We start from the raw sequence: 18884 nt of genomic DNA on the forward strand, positions 1-18884 counted from the left end.
TCGCTGATTTTTGGCAGCCGGGAGGAAACAATGCGAATCAAGAAGATCGGTGTGGTGGGTTCGGGCACGATGGGTGGCGCGATAGCAGCACTGGCGGCCTCCGCAGGGGTGCCGGTGGTCATGCTGGATATACCTGGCCAGGAAGACAAACTCGAGCTGGTCAAAAAAGGCCTCGAGCGCCAGCTCAAAAGCAAACCGGCCAGCTTCATGGACAAAAGCCGGGCCGCCCTTATCGAGCTGGGTACCACCGAAGAGCTGGAAAAGCTAAAGGACTGCGACTGGATCGTGGAGGTCATCATCGAGAAGCCAGAGCCCAAGCAGGCCCTGTTTGCCCGGCTCGAGGCCCTGGGTACAGGGGCCATCGTGAGCTCCAATACCTCCGGCATTCCCATGAAAACGCTTCTGGAGGGGAGGGGCGAGGCCTTCCGCAAGCGCTTTTTGGGTACGCACTTCTTTGCGCCGGTACGCTACTTGCACCTTTTAGAGCTGATCCCCACCCCCGACACCGACCCGGCCGTGTTGGAAGCCATGCGCCAGTTTGGCGAGCGTATTCTGGGCAAGGGTACCGTCCTTTGTAAGGACGCGCCCGGCTTCATCGCCAATCGGCTGGGGGTGTTCGGCATGACCCAGGCCATGCGCCTGATGATGTCCGAGGGCCTTACCATCGACGAAGTCGATGCCCTCACCGGCCCGCTGGTAGGCCGCCCCAAGAGCGCCACCTTCCGCACCGGCGACATCTCCGGCCTGGACGTGCTGAAGCTGGTCTCAACGGAACTCTCGCACACCACCGGCGAAGACTTCGCCATGCCCAACTGGGTGGAAAACCTGATTGCTCAAAACCACCTGGGCGACAAGACCGGCGCGGGCTTCTACAAGAAGGTCGGAAAGGACATCTTCACCTACGACTACCAGACCGGCGAGTATAAGCCCCAGCAAAAGCTGCGCCTGGACGAGATAGGAGCCATCAAGGATCTGCCCCTGAATGAGCGGCTCCAGAAGGTCGGTGAGCTGCCCGGCAAGTACGGCGCCTTTGCCCGCAAGCTGTTCTTGATCAATGCCCATTACGCCCTCGAGAAGGCCCCGGAAATTGCCTACGATATCGTCTCGGTAGACCGGGCCCTGGAGTGGGGCTTTGCCTGGGAGCAAGGCCCCTTCAAGAACATGGACGCGGTGGGCCTGGACTATCTGCGCCGGGGCTTTGCCGAGCTGGGCCTGAACGAGCCGGAACTCCTCAAGAAGGCCCAGGGCCGTTTTTATAAGGACGGTACCTACCTGGGCTTCGACGGCCAGTACCACCCTATCCCGCACGAGGAAGGGGTCATCCGGCTGGCGCAGGTCAAGGGTGCGGGCCGGACACTTTTAGAAAGCAAAGACTACGCCCTGCTCGACCTGGGCGATGGGGTGGCCCTCTTCGAGAACCGCGCCAAGATGGGCACCTGGGGTGAGGGCTCCATCGGCGGACTGCATAAAGCCCTGGACTGGGTGGAGGCCCAGGGCTACGCAGGGCTGGTGATTGGGCACGAAGACCCCCGCACTTTCAGCGCCGGAGCCAACCTGGCCCTGGTTTTGATGGCGGCCCAGGAAGGGGCCTGGGATGACCTCGAGCTCGCCACCCGCCGCTTCCAGCAGACCGCCATGCGCCTGCGCCGGGCCCCTTTCCCGGTGGTGGCCGCGCCCTTTGGCCTCACCCTGGGCGGGGGGGCCGAGTTCAGCCTGCACAGCAGCGCCATTCAAGCCCACGCCGAGCTTTATATGGGTCTGGTCGAGACCGGCGTGGGGCTGTTGCCGGGCGGTGGCGGCACCAAGGAGATGCTCTTCCGCTTCACCCAGGAGCTTTCGGCCTATGGGCCTGAGATCGACCTGTTCGAAGGCGTTAAGCGAGCCTTTCAGATGATCATGCTGGCCCAGACCTCCACCAGCGCATTGGAAGCGCGTAATATGGGCTTCCTGCGGCAAGGGGACGGCATCAGCATGAACCGCGACCGCCTGATTGCCGATGCCAAGCGGCGGGTGCTGTTTATGGCCCCTGACTTTGTACCCCAGGCCCCCATGAAAATCCGTGCCCTGGGTGCCGAGGGGTTGGGCAACCTGCGCTATGCCCTCTGGCAGTTCCAGGAAGCCAAACAGGCCAGCGAGCACGATGTGGTGGTAGGGAATGCCGTGGCCTATGTGCTTTGTGGCGGGGACGGGCCCGCCCGCGAAGTGACGGAGCAGGACATTCTGGATTTAGAACGCGAGGGCTTCCTGAAACTCCTGGGCACCAAGAAAACCCAGGAGCGCATCGCCCACACACTCAAGACCGGAAAGCCCCTGCGAAACTAGCCTCTATAGAGCGAGTTGCTTGTGGAGTTTGCAATGACCCTGCCTTTCTCGAGGTCCAAGCCCGAGTCCTGGCGCAGTCGGTTGTGGCGGTGGAGCTTCAACCTTTTTCCTGCGTACAGGGGTACGGGGGGGCGGGTCATTTATACTGCCCCGGACTGGAGAGAGGTGCACGTGGCGTTGTCGCTCAACTGGCGTACCTGCAACTACGTGGGCACCCTATTTGGCGGCAGCCTATATGGCGCAATAGACCCCATCTACATGCTGATGCTTATCAAAAACCTGGGGCAGGGTTATGTTGTCTGGGACAAGGCAGCCTCCATTCGTTTTCGTAAGCCCGGAAGAACCACCCTGTTTGCCCGCATTGTGCTTACAGATAAGGAACTTGGGGTGATTCGTCAGAAGCTGGATGAGAACCCCTCCATTGACCGCGTGTACCCTGTAGAGCTCGTTGATGCTTGGGGTGTGGTGCATGCCAGCTTTGAAAAGACCCTCTACATAAATAAAGCCGATAAGGAGTTGTGATGAGAGAAGCCGTAATCGTCAGTGCAGTTCGCAGCGCCGTGGGGCGCGGCAAAAGCGATGGAAGTTTGGCCTCGGTGCACCCGATTGACCTTTCGGCCACAGTGATGAAGGCGGCTGTGGAAAAGGTTGGGTTGAACCCTGCCCTCATCGAGGATATCCAGTGGGGCTGCGCCATGCCCGAGGCCAGCCAGGGTCTCAACGTGGCCCGGCTCTCCATGCTGCGGGCCGGTTTTCCGGTGGAGGTCTCGGCAGCCACCATCAACCGCTTCTGCTCCTCGGGCCTGCAAAGTGTGGCCTATGCGGCTCAAGCCATTATGTCCGGCATGAACGAGGTGGTTTTGGCCGGCGGGGTAGAAATGATGAGCCAGGTGCCCATGTCGGGCTACCACACCCAGCTCCACCCTGAGCTGACCGAGGCCTATATCGGCATGGGCTATACCGCCGAGCGGGTGGCCGAACGCTGGGGGGTCAGCCGCGCCGAGCAGGATGCCTGGGCGTTGCGCAGCCACCAGAAAGCCATGGAAGCCCAGGCCCGGGGGGCCTTCGACGATCAGATTGTGGCCATCCCGGTGAAGAAAGTGCACTGGAAGGGCAGCAAAAAGCAGGTAGAGGAAACCCTTTTCTCCAAGGACGAGCTGCCCCGGGCCGACACCAGCCTCGAGCGCCTCGCCAAACTGCGCCCCGCTTTCAAGGAGGGCGGTACCGTGACGGCAGGCAATGCTTCGCCTTACTCCGACGGGGCGGCGGCCCTGCTGGTGATGAGTGCAGACAAAGCTCAGGCGCTGGGCCTGAAGCCGCTGGCCCGCTTTATTTCTTTTGCGACGGGCGGGGTGGAACCGGACATCATGGGGGTGGGGCCCATCAAGGCGGTGCCCAAGGCTTTGGCCAAAGCCGGTATTGGCCTGGACGACCTCAAGCTCATCGAGTTCAACGAAGCCTTTGCCGCGCAGGTGCTGGCCGTTATGGCGGAGCTCCAGATGAACCCCGAGAAGGTCAACGTCAACGGAGGGGCTATTGCCCTGGGTCACCCCCTGGGTGCTACGGGCGCCAAGCTCACCACCCAACTCATCCACGAACTCGCAAAGCGCGGGGGCGGGTTGGGGATGGTGACCATGTGCATTGGCGGCGGGATGGGCGCGGCGGGGGTTTTTGAGGTGTTTGCCCAAGCCTGAAGCTCCAATCAAAGTGCTGGACTATGGTGCTAGGCTATAGATGTGCGATACGCCGGGTTAGCTTTGGTGTTGTGGCTGGCAGCTTGCGCGCCCACCTATTTGGGCAGTGTGCCCTACTACACGTACAACCTGGAAGATTTCCCCATTTTCACCAGTCCTGCAGGCCAGCCCCTTTACGGCCTAAAGCGCTATGAGGAGCGCCGCTGGACGGCGGTGGCCCGTGGCCCTTCTGGGTTTGGATTTTTTATCACCCTCGAGGTGGGCCTATCCTCCAGGGCATCCCCGCCATTTGCCAACCCGGTAGAGCGCTGTCGTTTTGCGTCCAGCGACGAAAAACCAGCCGATGTGCGAGTCGTTCTACTGGAGGCGCCGCCGGGCTTTGGGGTGAGTCTGGAACAAGCCCTGTATAAGCTCCAGTGCGGCCGTTTTGAGCGAGATCAGCAGGGTTTTGAGGTGCTTCGCTACACCACTTGGCTCGATGTGATCTACCGCTTCAAGCTACCCCCAGTGGCCCCAGGTACCTATGCCCTACGCTGGCAGCTTTGGGAAGGGGAACAGCTCATCGCTGAAGAAGACCGCCGCTTTACCCTCACCGCCGCTCGCTGGCCTTGAGTGTAACTTCAGTAGAAGACGGCGTTGCACGAAAGTTGCTCCGGGAACGAGTCATTCCAGATTGACGGTTCGCGGATTTGACGCTAAACTTTGACTCAGTATAAGTTTGTAATAGGTCAAAAAAGCGGAGGTCGGTTGTGATCGCAGACAAGAAACTCTCCACCAAAGGCGGCGGCTGGCTACTGGAAAAGCCCGAACACATCTTTACGCCGGAAGACTTCGACGACACCACCCGCATGATTCAGGAGACCGTGCGGCAGTTTGTGGAGAAGGAGTACCGGCCGTTGGCGGAAGCCCTGGAGCACGGGGCCCTCGAGCACAACATCCCCCTGCTCAAAAAGTGCGGCGAGCTGGGCTTGCTGGGGGTCGAGGTCTCGGAAGAGTATGGTGGCCTGGACCTGCCCAAAACGGTAAGTACGGTAATTGCCGAAGCCCTGGCCGGCACGGGCGGATTCAGTGTGTCCTATGGTGTTCAGACCAGTATTGGCCTGTTGCCCCTGGTTTACTGGGGCACCAAAGAGCAAAAAGACAAATACCTGGCCAAGCTGGTCTCGGGCGAACTCATTGCTGCCTACTGCCTCACCGAGCCGCAGTCCGGCTCCGACGCCATGGGGGCCAAGACCCGGGCCGAGCTCTCCGAAGATGGAAAGCACTACATCCTCAACGGCACCAAGATGTGGATCTCCAACGCGGGCTTTGCCCACCTCTTCACCATCTTCGCCAAGACGCCGGAGGGCCTAACCGCCTTCCTGGTCGAGCGCGATACTCCGGGCTTGCGGCTGGGTGGTGAAGAAAAGAAGATGGGCATCAAGGCCTCCAGCACCCGCCAGGTCTTCCTGGAAGACGTGAAGGTGCCGGTGGAGAACGTGCTGGGCGAGCTGGGCAAAGGGCACAAAATTGCCTTTAACGTGCTCAATGTGGGGCGCTACAAGCTGGGCGCGGGGGCCATTGGAGGCTCTAAGGGGGCGCTGGCCCTCTCGGCCAGATACGCCAAAGAGCGTGTGGCCTTTGGTCAGCCTATTGCCAACTTCGGCCTGATCAAGCAAAAACTGGCCGAGATGGCCGCCCGCATTTTTGCGGGTGAGAGTGCGGTTTACCGCACCATGGGCATGATTGACGAGGCCCTATCCAGCCTCGATAAAGCGAATGCGGCCGAGGCGGTGCTGGCCGGCATCGAGGAATACGCCATCGAGGCCAGCATCATCAAGGTGCTGGGCTCGGAGGTGCTGGACTACGTGGTAGACGAGGGGGTGCAGATTCACGGCGGTTATGGCTATTCGGCCGAATACGAAATCGAGCGGGCCTACCGTGACAGCCGCATCAACCGCATCTTCGAGGGCACCAACGAAATTAACCGCCTCCTGATTCCGGGCATGCTGCTGCGCCGCGCCATGAAGGGCGAGCTGCCGCTTTTCGATGCGGCCATGAAGTTGCAAAAAGATTTGCTGGAGCCTTCTTTCGAGGAGCCCGAAGATAAAGAGCTGGCTCAGCTCGAGGGCCTCAAGAAGCTGGCCCTGGCGGTCTTAGGCCTGGCTGCCCTCAAGTACGGTAAGAAGATTGAAGAAGAGCAGGAAGTGCTGGCCGTGGCAGCCGACATCTTGATGGACACTTTCGCTGCCGAGAGTGCTCTGCTCAGGGCCCGCAAGCTGGGCGATAAGGTCTATGCCGAAATGGCCCAGTTGTACCTGTACCAGGCCCTCGACCGTGCTCAGGCGGCTGCGCTCTCAATCCTGCCCCGGTTGGCCGAGGGCGACGATATGCGCCTGATGGCCTCGGCGGCCCGCCGCCTGACCAAGCACGAGCCTCAGGATCTGGTGGATCTGCGCCGTCAGATTGCCCGGGTGGTGCTGGAGCGCGAAGGCTACCCGCAGCCTAAAGCGTAGCCAGACTCAGCCCCAAGGGCGCACCAGGTGCGCCCTTTTTGCTTGCGAACAAACTGCTACACTAAGGCCAAATGACCACAAGCACATCCGATCTGGTTGAGGAAGTTCGGGCTTTTGTACAGGAAGAAATTGTGCCCCTCGAGCCCACCCTCTTCCGGCATGGTTTCAAAGCTGTACTGCCCGAACTCCACAAGGTTCGCCAGAAGGTCAAGGCCCAGGGCTGGTGGCTGCCCCCGCTGCAAGCGCCCCTGGGTATGGGATTGAGCCTGACCGAGTTTGCCCGGCTTTCCGAAGAACTGGGCCGAAGCCCCCTGGGCCACTACGCCTTCAACACCCAGGCCCCCGACATCGGCAACATGGAGGTACTGCTCAAGCACGGCACCCCCGAGCAAAAAGAGCGCTTCCTGAAGCCCCTTGCGGCGGGCGAAATCCGCAGCTCTTTTGGCATGACCGAGCCCGAATACCCCGGCTCCAACCCGGTCTGGATGAACACCACCGCGGTGCTCGAGGGCGACCACTGGGTGCTCAATGGCCACAAATGGTACACCACCGGCTTCGAGGGCTCAGCTTTTTGCATCGTGATGTGCATTACCGACCCCGATCAGCCCAATCCCTACGCCCGGGCCAGCCAGATTATCGTCCCTATTGACACGCCCGGCTTCCAGCACGTGCGCAAAATTTCGGTGATGGGCGAACAGGGCGAGGACTGGATGAGCCACTCGGAGATCCGGCTCCATAATGTGCAGGTACCTAAAGAAAACCTGCTGGGCGAGCGCGGCAGGGGTTTTGCCATCGCGCAAGAGCGGCTGGGGCCGGGGCGCATCCACCACTGCATGCGCTGGATTGGCATTGCCCAGCGCAGCTTCGAGCTGATGTGCAAACACGCCGCCCGGCGAGAACTCGCCCCCGGCAAGCCCTTGGGCTCGCGGCAGGCCATCCAGCACATGATCGCCGATTCCAAGGCCGAAATTCATGCCGCCCGGCTGATGGTGCTGGACGCTGCCGAAAAGGTGCAACAGCAGGGGGCGGAGGGGGCCCGGGTGGAAATCTCGGTGATCAAGTACTTTGTGGCCGGTGTGCTGCAGCGGGTGCTGGATCGGGCTATTCAGGTGCACGGCGGCCTGGGTATGTCCGACGACCTGCCGCTATCGTTCTTCTACCGCCACGAGCGGGCCGCTCGCATCTACGATGGGGCCGACGAGGTGCACAAAACCGTGGTGGCCCGGGCTGCGCTGAAGGAGTATGGCCTCGAGGTTTCCCTGTAATTTTAGTACCATGACCGACCAACCCGCCACCATCCGGCCCGGTGAAGAGCTGGACATAGCCCGGCTGCAAAGCTATTTGCTGAAGAACTTACCTGGGGCAAAGGGGGATCTGGAGGTCCTGCAGTTTCCCCGCGGCTTCTCCAACCTTACCTACCTGCTCAGGCTGGGCGAGCAAGAGCTGGTGTTGCGCCGCCCGCCTTTTGGGGCCAACATCAAAACCGCCCACGACATGGGCCGGGAGTACCGCATTCTTTCGGCCCTGAAGCCGGTCTACCCCAGGGTGCCCAGGCCCCTGCTGTACTGCGCCGACGAGAGCATACTGGGGGCCTCGTTTTACGTTATGGAGCGCCTGCAAGGGGTGATTTTGCGCACCCAGCCCCCAGAAGGCCTGACCCCGGCGCTCATGCGGGGAATTTGCGAGGCTGCCCTGGATGCGCTGGTCGAGCTGCACGGCCTGGACTATGCCAAAGCCGGTCTGGCCGACCTGGGCCGGCCCGAGGGCTACGTGGAGCGGCAGGTGCGGGGCTGGGCAGAGCGCTACCAGAAGGCCCGCACCGAGGAGATTTCCGGCATGGAGCGGGCCATGGCGTGGTTGGCTGCCCAGATGCCTCCGGTATCGGGGGCGGCCCTCATCCACAACGACTTCAAATACGACAACCTGATGTTTGCCCCCGACCTCTCGCAGGTGGTGGCGGTGCTGGACTGGGAGATGGCCACCCTGGGCGACCCCCTGATGGATCTGGGTACCACCCTAGGCTACTGGGCTCAGGAAGACGATCCCCCCGGGCTCAAGAGCTTCGGGCTCACCCACCTGCCGGGCAACCTGACCCGGGCCGGGCTTGTCGAGCTTTACGCTGAAAAGACCGGGCGCGACGTCTCGCGGATTATCTTTTACTATGTCTTTGGGCTTTTTAAGGTGGGGGTCATTATGCAGCAGATCTACGCCCGTTACGTGAAAGGCCTGACCCAGGATCAGCGCTTTGGAATGTTGATCCATCTGATCCGCGAGATTGGGCTGATGATTGACCGGGCGATAGACACCGGTAAAGTGTGACGGCAACATAGACTATCCCCATGCGCAGCAGCGAGTTGCCCTTCACCGGCCCCGCCACCTTCCTCAAAGCCCCCTACCGCCCCCTCTTGGAGCCCTGGACGGCCGATGTGGGTTTTCTGGGCATCCCCTACGATTTTGCGGTGGGCTACCGCCCCGGCGCCCGTTTTGCCCCCAACGCCCTGCGCGAGGCCAGCGGGCGCTACGCGCCGGGGCCGGAAGGTTTTTTCGACCTCGAGACCGAGACCTACCGCCTGCGGGGCCTGAGCCTGGTGGACGCGGGCGACGTGGATCCGGTGCAGCTCGAGTACGCCGAGTCCTTCCGCCGCGTCACCGAGGCCGCCCGCGAGCTCAGGAAGCGGGTTCGGTTGCCGGTGTTCGTGGGCGGCGACCACTCCGTGACGTATCCCATACTGCGGGCCTACGACGACCTGGACGAGCTATACGTGATCCAGCTCGACGCCCACCTGGACTTCTCAGACAGCAGGAATGGAACCCGGTACTCCAACAGCAGCCCCTTCCGCCGCGCAGTGGAGGAACTGCCGGGTTTGAAGCAAATCACCGTGATCGGCCTGCGAGGCCTGCGCACCAACCTCGAGGCCTACCGAGCGGCCAAAGCCAGGGGCCACACGCTGATTACCGCCTCCAAGGCGCGGGAGAACCTGGCCTGGGCGTTGGATCAGCTTCCCCAGGGCAAGAAGGTTTATATCAGCTTCGACGCCGACGTGCTCGACCCCTCCATCCTGCCCGGCACCAGCAGCCCCGAGGTGGAGGGCCTGACCTACAGCGAAGCCCTACAGGTGGTGCGGCGAACCCTGGCGCAAAACGAACTGGTGGGCTTTGACCTGGTGGAACTGGCCCCCAATCTGGACAGCAGCGGCCTCTCGACCCTGGTAGGAGCGCGGCTCTTGGCGGAGGTGCTGGCGGTGTGGGGGCCTGAGGTAGCCCTATGAATCGAGCGGGCTACGAACGCCTTTTGCACCCTGGCTCAAGACTTGCGTGTAAACCATGGTGGTTTTTACGTCCCTGATGTTTTCGGCTAGGGGGCTATCAAGTACCGTTTTGTACAGAAACAGCAAGGCCGAAAAGGCCACATTCTGCGTTGAGGCCGATACATTTCGATTTACCGCCAGATCGGTAAGGTAGGCCCTCACCTCTTCCAGCTCCAACTCACGGGGGTGTTTTCTGCCGTGGAACCGGATAAAACCGGTGATATAGTAAACGTATAATTGCTCAGTGCTATAGGCTAAATGGCGAACCCGGATGGCCTCGCGCACCGAGTTCAGGAAAGGAGAGGTTTTGGGTGAATGAAGCTTAGGCGGTACAATTGCTGACTTAGGTTCATGATTATGAACATTGCTTTGTCGCGACAGCAAGTTCAAGAGGCACATCACTTGGCGTGCCAGTCGATAGCAAAATGGGGAAATGCTCGAGGCTACTATAACAATCGCCTACGTTCACATCTCATAGGGAAAATCGGGGAGATTGCCACTGAGACTTGGCTTCGAGACACTGGGCTAGCACTAACCCCACATTATCGTGACCTGTCGAAAGAACGATTTTGTGACATCAGCGTGAATCGAGCCAACGCCAGCGAAGTTCGCATCGAGGTCAAATCCTGGTCCTCCGAGTATTGGCTAGATTTAGGGCGATGTATAGCCGTTCGTCAATATGATGCACTTTGCCAGAAATGTGATCTCGTACTTTGGTGTGTGCTCCCAAGGCCAATTCCTGTGATTGAAACGATTGAGTATGACGAATACATGGTTGATGTAGGCCGATGGTCGACGCTTGAAGACATAAAGACTGCACCTCAAGTTTGGACAGGTAGTGGCTCGATGCGGAAAGTTTATAACTACCAGCTTGATGAAAAATCACTCCGCGACAGTGAAAGCTTACTGAAAGTGCTGAAAGGTCTAATATGAGCAATCTGCGCATATATTTCGGCGACAACCTGCCGATCCTGCAAGGCTTGCCAAGTGAGTCGGTGGATCTGATCTATATTGATCCACCTTTCAACACCGGCAAGGTTCAAAGGCGAACGCGTCTGACCACTGTCCGCGACGACAACGGCGATCGGACTGGGTTCCAGGGAAAGCGGTACAGAACAATCAAACTGGGAACAAAGGAATACATAGATGTCTTTGACGACTACCTGACCTTCTTAGAACCGCGACTGGAGGAGGCTTGGCGAGTGCTCAAAGCCAACGGAAGCCTTTTCTTGCATATTGACTATCGAGAGGTCCACTATGTGAAAATTCTCCTTGATATGATTTTCGGGCGATATTCCTTCATGAACGAGATTATTTGGGCCTATGATTACGGGGCGCGTTCGAGGACAAAGTGGCCTGCCAAACACGACAACATTCTTTGGTACGCGAAAAATCCGGAAGATTACCAGTTTCACATTGAGGAATGCGATCGCATTCCCTACATGGCTCCCAACCTTGTAGGGCCAGAGAAAGCAGCTAAGGGAAAGACGCCGACGGACACCTGGTGGCACACGATCGTCAGTCCGAACGGGCATGAGAAGACCGGCTATCCCACGCAGAAACCGCGAGGCATACTGGATCGAATTGTAAAGGTGCACTCGCGCCCCGGCGACCTGCTTCTGGACTTCTTCGCGGGAAGTGGCTCATTCGGCGAGGCCGCTGTTGAGTTGGGGCGTAAGTGCATCCTCGTGGATAACAACGAGGAGGCACTGCGTGTCATGGAGAAGCGCTTCGCGAAAATCAATGTCGAATGGATAAACTGGACACCCGAGACACACCATAGCGTACCCGTGCAAAGGAGACTGTTTACATGATAATCAAGGATCCGGAAGTAAGTATTCTTGCCAGTATCAGCCAAGCATTGCAGGCAGAGTACCAAAGTGAAAATCGAGAGTGGGAAGGTAGTCCCTTTGCGTGGATCAGGACTAGGCCGTCACGTCAAGTCGGCGCCATCGGAGAGAAGTTGGTATCTGGCTGGTTGGCAGCTCGCGGCTTCAACGTAGTTCGAGCTGGCGATTCTGACGCGGACAGAGTTATTGAGGGTAAACGAGTTGAAATCAAGTTCAGCACCCTCTGGGAGAATGGTAGATACAAATTCCAGCAGTTGCGAGACCAAAGATATGATTTGGTAATCTGTTTAGGCATATCACCCTTCAGCGCTCACTGCTGGGTAATTCCGAAAGAAGACATTATCCAGCTCTGGAAGGTTGAACACAAGATAATGAGCCAACATGGGGGGCAAGACGGGGCTGATACAGCGTGGATTGATGTTCTTGTTGAAAGCCCGTCCGAGTGGCTGAATCGGTATGGCGGTTCCTTATCAGATGCCATTTTGCGATTGTCTGAAATCACCGGATTCAAGGTCAGAAAGCTCCAGGATGAACTCGAAGAATAGAGGCCTAAACTGCGCTTTGAGCCGACAGGTCTCCCTTCGGTCGGCCTGCGGCTCAAGCGCGTGACGTTACCCTAATTCGGAAAAGAAGACATCAAATTCCCTCCACTCCTGCAACCTGTAACCGCCAAGGGGCTGGCCTCCACTAGCTCGAAGAAACCTGCCGCATAGCTATCCGACCTTGCACCGCACAGGCGGTTGTGGGACATTGTTTGCGGCCTATTTTCATGAACTGGCAAAAGCATTCACAACTTTGCCCAAGCCAATAGCTGCACTGAAGTCTGGTTGTCAGATAAACTGGTGCCGACAGCGCTATGTTCCCTACAGAAACTAAATAAAAGTTTTTTCGGTTTTTTGCTATAAAGAGATGTTTGACGTAAGAGCAAAGGGAGCTTATTCTGTAAGAAACATAAGAACTGGCTGTGCTCTGACGCCGGAGCTTTAGCGTTGGAAGCAGGGCGAGGAAGGGGGACGTTTGGGTGAGTACCGATGCCGTTTGGGGGTGCACTTTCTTGCTCTGGCCGGTTGGGTGGTTGTGGGAGTGTTATCGGTCGGACGCTGGCTGGTTTTGTATGGGTGTAAGGGGGGAATCGTGAGTAAGGTGTTTGTAAACATCAGTTTGAGCCTGGACGGCTATATGGCCCCGGAAGGCATGACCATGGAGAATTGGGACAGGCCCGAGTATATGGACTGGGGCGTTAAGTGGGGCGCGTTGATGGGCTGGGCCCTGAATCAACAGTACCTGAGGGAGAAGCTTGGGTTTGGCCCGGGCGGCGAGACCGGTCCAGTGAACGATATGCTTCGCCGCACCTTCGAGCGCACCGGTGCGCACATCATGGGTAAGCGCATGTTCGACGGCGGCGAGCGCGGCTGGCCGGAGGAGGCCCCGTTTCACACACCGGTCTACGTGCTCACCCACCAGCAGCGCGAACCCTGGGTTCGGCCTGGGGGCACCACGTTTTACTTTGTCAACGAGGAGCCAGAGCGGGCGCTCGAGCTGGCCCGGCAAGCCGCCAACGGGCGGGATATTCGCATCTCGGGCGGCGCAGATGTGATCCAGCAGTACCTGAACCTGGGGGCGGTAGACGAACTGGAAATCGCCTTGGTTCCGGTGCTGTTCGGTGCCGGCCGGCGTCTGTTTGAGCATTTGCAGGAGCCCGTGGCGCGCTTTCAGATCGATAAGGTTCTTGATACGCCCGGCGTCACCCATCTGCGCTACGTGCGCGCCTAGAGGTCAAACCAGTGCTCGGAGCACGCAGGAGGGTTTATGAAAACGCTCATTACCGAATTCATTAGCCTGGACGGGGTGGTGCAAGCACCCGGGGGTGCCAGCGAAGACACCGACGGCGGCTTTGCCCACGGCGGCTGGCTGATGCCGTACTTCGATCCCGAGGTGATGGGCAGCACGTTTGACCACCTCGCCCAGCAGAGCGACGCGCTCTTGCAAGGGCGCCGTACCTACCAGGTTTCGGCTGCTGCGTGGCCCAGCCGGTCGGGCGACGGGTTTTCCGACTGGATTAACCGGGTGCAAAAATACGTGGTGTCGGATATCCTCCGAGAGGACGACCTCACCTGGCACCCAACCACCATCATCCGCGGCAAGGACTTTACCCAGACCGTCGCTGACCTACGCGCAAAGCCGGGGGGCTACATCTACGTGTACGGCAGCGCAACCATGGTGCGCTCGCTGCTGGCCGCCGACCTGGTGGATGAATGGGTGCTGACCGTTGCGCCGGTGGTTCTGGGCGGGGGCAAGACGGTCTTTGCCGCAAACGGCAAGGCGCTAAAGTTCGAGCTGGTATCGGTAGCAAAGGCCTCTACCGGCGCGTTGGTTTGCCGGTATGCGCGTGCCCGGTAGGGCCCAAGCAAGGCGAAAGGAAGGCAGGTATGGCCAGGTTCGTGTTTGGAATGAACCAGTCCCTCGATGGATACGTGGATCATACGGCGTTTGGCCCCAGCCCCGTGCTTTTTAGCCACTTCATCCAGGAAGCCCGGCAGCAGGCAGGGAGTGTGTATGGTCGCCGGATGTACGAGGTCATGCGCTACTGGGACGACGACCACCCCGACTGGGGCGCCGAGGAACAGGCCTATGCTGCCGCCTGGCGGGCCCAGCCCAAATGGGTGGTCTCGAGGTCGCTGGCTTCGGTAGGTCCCAATGCCACGCTGGTTAGGGAGAACCTCGAGGGCACCCTTCGCAAGCTAAAAGCGGAGCGGGTGGGGGAGATTGAGGTGGCCGGCCCAGAACTGGCGCACAGCCTGACCCAACTGGGCCTGATTGACGAGTACCGCATCTACCTGCATCCGGTGGTGCTGGGCCAGGGCAAGCCCTACTTTGCCGGGCCGCGGCCACCGCTGCGCCTGGTTGCCATCGATCGAGTGGACGAGAATGTGCTCAGGCTGGTCTACGTGCCTGCCTAATCAAGCGGCGCGCAGACGCGAGAGAGCCTGAATGAAGGGGGAACAGACCCATGAACAGCGCCCACCAGGACGAACGATTTCGCCAGATGACCTTTGCTTCGGTATACCCGCACTATCTGGCCAAGGTGCAGAAGAAGGGGCGAACCAAGGCCGAGCTGCATCAGGTGATTGCCTGGCTCACGGGCTATGGCGAAGAAGAAATCCAGAAGCACCTCGAGAACCACTCCACCTTTGAAGACTTTTTTGCCCACGCAAGGCTGAACCCCGATGCACGGCTCATATCCGGTGTCATCTGCGGCTACCGGGTGGAAGAGATCGAGAATCCCCTTACGCAACAGGTTCGCTACCTGGACAAGCTGGTGGACGAGCTGGCCAGGGGGCGCAAGCTCGAGAAAATACTGCGCAGCGCATAGTGGGGGCCGAGAAAGGTTGCCCAGCCTGTCCGGATTGTTCCCTACGGCAAAGCCCGAAGGAAGTCCCGCACCAGCCCCAGCACTATAGGCTCTCGTTCCCGGTGGGGGACGTGGCCGCAGCCCTGCACAAGTTCCAGGCGGGCGGGGCCCGATACCCCCGCCACAATGCGCTGCGGAAAGGCCACAGAGCCGTACTCATCGGCGTCGCCGTGGATGGCCAGCACGGGGCAGCGAACTCGACTTAAGCAGGGCTCCAGCGTCCAGCCCCGAAACGCAGGCGAGAGCCAGACCCCCGTCCAGGCTTCCAGCACCCAGCGGGCTTTTTCGCTGTGCCAGCGGGTGAGGCGGGCAAACTGGGCGGGGTCCTGGAAGCCCTGCTGAGCGGCCCGGATGCCCTCCAGGGTGCGCTCTTCCACAAAGGCCTGGGCCGACTCGGCAATCACCGCGCGGCAGCGAGCGGGCTGATGGGCGGCGATGCACAGGGCCATGGCGCCCCCCACGCTGTGCCCAAAGAGGATGTACTGGTCGAGCTCGAGCTGCGCGGCAACAGCAGGAAAGTAAACCTGGGCCTCCTCGAGGATAAAACCCAGCGAAGGGGGTTCGGTTCGGGGCGAGGACCGTCCAAAACCCAGGCGGTCATAGGCCCAGACGGTGCGCCCGGTGGCCTGGGCCAGGGCTGCCGGAAACTCACGCCAGAGCTCCACTGACCCCAGGGAGTCGTGCAGCAGCACCAGAGGGGCCTTTTGGGGCTGGCCCGTAGCCCATTGCCGCACAAAGACCTGGCCGCCGGGTACCTCGACAGCGGCATCATGAACGGTCAGGCTCATCACAACTCCAGTAAGGGGTTTTGGGTATAACCCAGCGGCTTGAACATAATGGCCTATGCCGAGAGAAAGCCCCCATCTACCGGAATGATACTGCCGTGTACATAGCTGGTCAGATCAGTGGCCAGTACCAGCGCCATGCGAGCCACTTCATCGGGCTGGCCTGCCCGTCCGATGGGTAGGCGTTGCTGAAAATCGTATCCTACTTTCAGGAGCCCCAGCTTCAACTGCAAAATCTGCCTGGCAACGGCCCTGGTTCCTTCGGTCATGATACCCCCAGGCAACAGTGCATTCACACGAAAACCGTGTTTAGCGTATTCCTTGGCTAATGCCCTGGTGAGGGCAATGACCCCTGCTTTGCTCATGACGTAGTGGGCAAGTCCATCCTTGAAGGGCAGAATAGATTCGATGGTGCCGATGTTGATGATGATGCCGCCGCGCTTTATACGCCGTGCAATCATTTCCTGGCACATCCAAAAAACCGCGTCGAGGTTGACCTCCATCACCTTGCGATAAAAAACCTCATCCATCTCCAATACCGATTTCTCTGGATAAATGCCTGCGTTATTGACCAGTATGTCGGGTGTGTTATCGCCAAAAGAAGCCCATAACTTGGTGATGGAAGATTTGTCCGACAGGTCCAGAACGTGGGTCTGAATACTGCGGGTATGGTCGGAAAGTTCTGCTGCCACCTTTGCCAGCTTTTCGGCATGGAGATCTACAAGTTGCAGTGCTGCCCCAGCTTCGGCATAACGGCGGGCGATGGCTTTGCCAATTCCTGCGGCAGCACCGGTGATGAGGGCCTTTTTGCCTTCTAGCGAGAGGAGTTGCTCGAGGGGAGGGTGGGTCATGTCAGGCTCCAGATGGGGGTAAGGCTTTATTTCCACTCACATATACCGCGTAGATGAGCTGATTTCCCCAGTGATAGAGGGGCTTCAGGGCATGGGGTGAGTCCACCACCACAAAGTCGGCCCAGGCTCCGGGCTCAATCTTCCCCAAATCTGCCCGCCCCAGGGCCAGGGCTGCGTTTTCGGTATGCGCCATCAAGGCCTCCTCGAGGGAAAGCCGCCCTAGGGACACGGTCAGTTGCATGCCCAGCCAGGGGCTAAATAGCGGACTGCTGCCGGGGTTGTGGTCGGTAGCAATGGCCACCCTCACGCCCGCATCCCACATGGCCCGGGCATTGGGGAAGGGCTTACGCAGGATGACCGCCGCGCCGGGGAGCACCGTGCCCACCGTGCCACTTTGGGCTAGGGCTTCCCAGTCGGCGGAGGTGGTTTGCTCGAGGTGGTCCGCCGATAGTGCCCCGAGTTCCGCCGCTAGCTTGGTGGCCCCGGTGTGGGCGATCTGCTCGGCGTGGAGTTTTATCTTTAGGTTGTGCAAAAGGGCCGCCTCGAGAATCCTTCGGGTCTCTTTCAGGGTGAACGCACCTTCATCACAAAACACGTCCACCGCCTCGGCCAGGCCGCTGCGGGCTACCTCGGGGATGAGTTCGCCGGTGAACATCGCCACGTACTTTTTCCGCTCCCAGCCCTGGGGCACCACGTGGGCCAGCAGGGTGGGGAAGACGTGCTGGGGCAGGGTCTCCTGAAGGCGCCGGATTACCCGCAGCATCTTGAGCTCGGCTTCGGGCAGGAGGCCGTAGCCACTCTTGATTTCTATGGCGGTTACCCCTTGGGCAAGGAAGAGGGCGGCTCGAGCTTTCGCCCACTCGTATAACTCATCTTCTGAAGCGGCATGGGTGGCCCGCACCGTTGCATAAATCCCGCCCCCGGCGGCCAGGATGGCCTCGTAGCTCTCGCCTCGTGCGCGCTTTAGGTACTCGCCCAGGCGATTGCCGCCATAGACCAGATGCGAGTGGGCGTCCACCAGGCCCGGCACTGCCCCGCGTCCGCCCAGGTCGGCGCGTGGCCAGGTCCGGTATTCCTCGGGCAAATCCTTCTCGGCCCCAACCCAAACAAAGCGTCCATCCCGGACAGCGAAAGCGGCGCGCTCGAGCCTTTCCCTCGGCGTGTATAGCTCAGCGATGCCTGTAAATACCTGTTTCATCCTTCCCGTTCCCACCCCGCCAGGTCCAGTCCGCGCTCGCGGGCGACTAGCTTGGCTTGCTCGTAGCCGGCGTGGGCATGGCGCATCACGCCGGTGCCGGGGTCGTTGGTCAGGACGCGCTCGAGCCTGAAAGCCGCCTCCTCCGAGCCATCCGCCAGCGTGACCTGCCCGGCGTGGAGGCTGTAGCCCATGCCCACCCCGCCGCCGTGGTGGAAGCTGACCCAGGCCGCCCCCGAGACCGCGTTCAGGGCGAAGTTCAGAATGGGCCAGTCGGCCACCGCGTCCGAGGTGTCCAGCATGGCCTCGGTCTCGCGGTAGGGGGAAGCCACCGAACCGGCGTCCAGGTGGTCGCGGCCAATCACGATGGGGGCCCCCACCTCGCCCCTTGCCACCATCTCGTTGAAGAGGAGCCCGGCCTTGTCGCGCTCCTTGTAACCCAGCCAGCAGATGCGCGCCGGGAGGCCCTGGAACTTGAACTTCTTCACGCCCTCGGTGAGCCAGCGGTGTAGGCCCTCGTCCTCGGGGAAGAGCTCGAGCACGGCCTTATCGGTCTTGTAGATGTCCTCAGGTCTGCCGGAGAGCGCCACCCAGCGAAAAGGGCCGCGCCCCTCGCAGAACTGGTCGCGGATAAAGGCCGGCACGAAGCCGGGGTAGCTGAAAGCTTCCGCGAAGCCCCCCAACTGGGCAAAAGCCCGTAGATTGTTGCCGTAATCGAAGGCGATAGCGCCTTTTTTCTGCATCTCCACAATGGCGCGGCAGTGGGTGGCCATGTCGTTCAGGACGCGTTCCTTGTAGCCCTGGGGGTCGCGCTGGCGCAGGAGGGCCGGGTCTTCGTCGGCGTGCAGGACGGGGATGTAGCCGTAGAGGGGGTCGTGGGCACTGGTCTGGTCGGTGACCAGCTCGGGGGTGAAGCCCCGGCGCACCATCTCTGGCAGCACCTCCGCAGTATTGCCCAAGAGCCCGATGGAG

Annotated in this window: 20 protein-coding genes; 15 read left to right on the plus strand and 5 right to left on the minus strand. The window is 60.2% G+C overall.

Annotated features, from left to right (window positions below; translation table 11 throughout):
• The first annotated feature begins 30 nt into the window (after window positions 1-30).
• The 8 genes from Q0X23_RS15990 to speB all read left to right on the plus strand — a co-directional run bounded on the left by Q0X23_RS15990 (window position 31) and on the right by speB (window position 9780).
• The gene (locus tag Q0X23_RS15990; RefSeq protein ID WP_297861277.1) at window positions 31-2322 is read left to right on the plus strand and encodes a 3-hydroxyacyl-CoA dehydrogenase/enoyl-CoA hydratase family protein; all 2292 of its coding nucleotides are present in this window, start codon (window positions 31-33) and stop codon (window positions 2320-2322) included.
• 33 nt (window positions 2323-2355) lie between these two features.
• On the plus strand, window positions 2356-2844 hold the full coding sequence (locus Q0X23_RS15995) for a DUF4442 domain-containing protein (RefSeq protein WP_297861278.1): 489 nt from the start codon (window positions 2356-2358) through the stop codon (window positions 2842-2844).
• On the plus strand, window positions 2844-4016 hold the full coding sequence (locus tag Q0X23_RS16000; protein WP_297861279.1) for a thiolase family protein: 1173 nt from the start codon (window positions 2844-2846) through the stop codon (window positions 4014-4016). Before Q0X23_RS15995 ends, Q0X23_RS16000 begins: the two co-directional genes overlap by 1 nt.
• Window positions 4017-4058: 42 nt before the next feature.
• A complete protein-coding gene (locus Q0X23_RS16005; protein WP_119340987.1) occupies window positions 4059-4628 on the plus strand; it encodes a hypothetical protein in 570 nt (189 codons plus the stop codon).
• Window positions 4629-4765: 137 nt separating this feature from the next.
• Window positions 4766-6511, plus strand: a complete 1746-nt coding sequence (locus Q0X23_RS16010) for an acyl-CoA dehydrogenase family protein (RefSeq protein WP_297861280.1) — start codon at window positions 4766-4768, stop codon at window positions 6509-6511.
• A 71-nt stretch (window positions 6512-6582) separates the two neighbouring features.
• A complete protein-coding gene (locus Q0X23_RS16015; protein WP_297861281.1) occupies window positions 6583-7776 on the plus strand; it encodes an acyl-CoA dehydrogenase family protein in 1194 nt (397 codons plus the stop codon).
• A 10-nt stretch (window positions 7777-7786) separates the two neighbouring features.
• The gene (locus Q0X23_RS16020; RefSeq protein WP_297861282.1) at window positions 7787-8830 is read left to right on the plus strand and encodes a phosphotransferase family protein; all 1044 of its coding nucleotides are present in this window, start codon (window positions 7787-7789) and stop codon (window positions 8828-8830) included.
• A 20-nt stretch (window positions 8831-8850) separates the two neighbouring features.
• Window positions 8851-9780: an agmatinase gene (gene speB, locus Q0X23_RS16025; RefSeq protein WP_297861283.1), complete on the plus strand. Its 930-nt coding sequence runs from the start codon at window positions 8851-8853 to the stop codon at window positions 9778-9780.
• Here the strand turns inward: speB and Q0X23_RS16030 are convergent.
• On the minus strand, window positions 9775-10104 hold the full coding sequence (locus Q0X23_RS16030) for a site-specific integrase (protein WP_297861284.1): 330 nt from the start codon (window positions 10102-10104) through the stop codon (window positions 9775-9777). The genes speB and Q0X23_RS16030 overlap by 6 nt on opposite strands.
• 72 nt (window positions 10105-10176) lie before the next feature.
• Here Q0X23_RS16030 and Q0X23_RS16035 point away from each other — a divergent pair, with 72 nt between their 5' ends.
• From Q0X23_RS16035 to Q0X23_RS16065, 7 genes are all read left to right on the plus strand, one after another.
• The gene (locus tag Q0X23_RS16035) at window positions 10177-10752 is read left to right on the plus strand and encodes a hypothetical protein (protein ID WP_170148259.1); all 576 of its coding nucleotides are present in this window, start codon (window positions 10177-10179) and stop codon (window positions 10750-10752) included.
• Window positions 10749-11633, plus strand: coding sequence for a site-specific DNA-methyltransferase (locus Q0X23_RS16040; protein ID WP_119340979.1), 885 nt, complete (start codon window positions 10749-10751; stop codon window positions 11631-11633). Before Q0X23_RS16035 ends, Q0X23_RS16040 begins: the two co-directional genes overlap by 4 nt.
• Complete coding sequence (locus Q0X23_RS16045) at window positions 11630-12214, plus strand: hypothetical protein (protein WP_119340978.1); 585 nt, start codon at window positions 11630-11632, stop codon at window positions 12212-12214. Before Q0X23_RS16040 ends, Q0X23_RS16045 begins: the two co-directional genes overlap by 4 nt.
• Window positions 12215-12803: 589 nt before the next feature.
• On the plus strand, window positions 12804-13442 hold the full coding sequence (locus Q0X23_RS16050) for a dihydrofolate reductase family protein (RefSeq protein ID WP_297861285.1): 639 nt from the start codon (window positions 12804-12806) through the stop codon (window positions 13440-13442).
• A gap of 36 nt (window positions 13443-13478) precedes the next feature.
• Window positions 13479-14069, plus strand: a complete 591-nt coding sequence (locus Q0X23_RS16055; RefSeq protein ID WP_119340977.1) for a dihydrofolate reductase family protein — start codon at window positions 13479-13481, stop codon at window positions 14067-14069.
• A 29-nt stretch (window positions 14070-14098) separates the two neighbouring features.
• The gene (locus Q0X23_RS16060; protein ID WP_297861286.1) at window positions 14099-14629 is read left to right on the plus strand and encodes a dihydrofolate reductase family protein; all 531 of its coding nucleotides are present in this window, start codon (window positions 14099-14101) and stop codon (window positions 14627-14629) included.
• 50 nt (window positions 14630-14679) lie between these two features.
• Window positions 14680-15042 carry a DUF2200 domain-containing protein gene (locus Q0X23_RS16065; protein WP_297861287.1) on the plus strand — a complete coding sequence of 121 codons (363 nt, stop codon included), beginning with the start codon at window positions 14680-14682 and terminating at the stop codon, window positions 15040-15042.
• Between the two features lie 41 nt (window positions 15043-15083).
• Here the strand turns inward: Q0X23_RS16065 and Q0X23_RS16070 are convergent, their stop codons facing one another.
• The 4 genes from Q0X23_RS16070 to hutU form a co-directional block, all read right to left on the minus strand.
• Window positions 15084-15869, minus strand: coding sequence for an alpha/beta fold hydrolase (locus tag Q0X23_RS16070; RefSeq protein ID WP_119340974.1), 786 nt, complete (start codon window positions 15867-15869; stop codon window positions 15084-15086).
• Between the two features lie 53 nt (window positions 15870-15922).
• Entirely contained in the window at window positions 15923-16717 is a 795-nt protein-coding gene (locus Q0X23_RS16075) for an SDR family NAD(P)-dependent oxidoreductase (protein WP_119340973.1), read from the minus strand.
• 1 nt (window position 16718) lies between these two features.
• A complete protein-coding gene (gene hutI, locus Q0X23_RS16080; RefSeq protein ID WP_119340972.1) occupies window positions 16719-17915 on the minus strand; it encodes an imidazolonepropionase in 1197 nt (398 codons plus the stop codon).
• Window positions 17912-18884, minus strand: a 973-nt coding sequence (gene hutU, locus Q0X23_RS16085) for a urocanate hydratase (RefSeq protein WP_297861288.1), incomplete at its 5' end; no start/stop codon positions are given. The genes hutI and hutU, both read right to left, overlap by 4 nt.

Origin of the sequence: Meiothermus sp. (assembly GCF_026004115.1) — a bacterium.
In the GTDB taxonomy this organism is placed as follows: domain Bacteria; phylum Deinococcota; class Deinococci; order Deinococcales; family Thermaceae; genus Meiothermus.

Excerpts from the sequence above, each read along its gene's own strand:
- Q0X23_RS15990 (WP_297861277.1), top strand. The coding sequence starts at position 31 with ATGCGAATCAAGAAGATCGGTGTGGTGGGTTCGGGCACGATGGGTGGC.
- Q0X23_RS15995 (WP_297861278.1), top strand. The coding sequence starts at position 2,356 with ATGACCCTGCCTTTCTCGAGGTCCAAGCCCGAGTCCTGGCGCAGTCGG.
- Q0X23_RS16000 (WP_297861279.1), top strand. The coding sequence starts at position 2,844 with ATGAGAGAAGCCGTAATCGTCAGTGCAGTTCGCAGCGCCGTGGGGCGC.
- Q0X23_RS16015 (WP_297861281.1), top strand. The coding sequence starts at position 6,583 with ATGACCACAAGCACATCCGATCTGGTTGAGGAAGTTCGGGCTTTTGTA.
- Q0X23_RS16020 (WP_297861282.1), top strand. The coding sequence starts at position 7,787 with ATGACCGACCAACCCGCCACCATCCGGCCCGGTGAAGAGCTGGACATA.
- speB (WP_297861283.1), top strand. The coding sequence starts at position 8,851 with ATGCGCAGCAGCGAGTTGCCCTTCACCGGCCCCGCCACCTTCCTCAAA.
- Q0X23_RS16035 (WP_170148259.1), top strand. The coding sequence starts at position 10,177 with ATGAACATTGCTTTGTCGCGACAGCAAGTTCAAGAGGCACATCACTTG.
- Q0X23_RS16040 (WP_119340979.1), top strand. The coding sequence starts at position 10,749 with ATGAGCAATCTGCGCATATATTTCGGCGACAACCTGCCGATCCTGCAA.
- Q0X23_RS16045 (WP_119340978.1), top strand. The coding sequence starts at position 11,630 with ATGATAATCAAGGATCCGGAAGTAAGTATTCTTGCCAGTATCAGCCAA.
- Q0X23_RS16055 (WP_119340977.1), top strand. The coding sequence starts at position 13,479 with ATGAAAACGCTCATTACCGAATTCATTAGCCTGGACGGGGTGGTGCAA.
- Q0X23_RS16060 (WP_297861286.1), top strand. The coding sequence starts at position 14,099 with ATGGCCAGGTTCGTGTTTGGAATGAACCAGTCCCTCGATGGATACGTG.
- Q0X23_RS16065 (WP_297861287.1), top strand. The coding sequence starts at position 14,680 with ATGAACAGCGCCCACCAGGACGAACGATTTCGCCAGATGACCTTTGCT.
- Q0X23_RS16070 (WP_119340974.1), bottom strand. The coding sequence starts at position 15,869 with ATGAGCCTGACCGTTCATGATGCCGCTGTCGAGGTACCCGGCGGCCAG.
- Q0X23_RS16075 (WP_119340973.1), bottom strand. The coding sequence starts at position 16,717 with ATGACCCACCCTCCCCTCGAGCAACTCCTCTCGCTAGAAGGCAAAAAG.
- hutI (WP_119340972.1), bottom strand. The coding sequence starts at position 17,915 with ATGAAACAGGTATTTACAGGCATCGCTGAGCTATACACGCCGAGGGAA.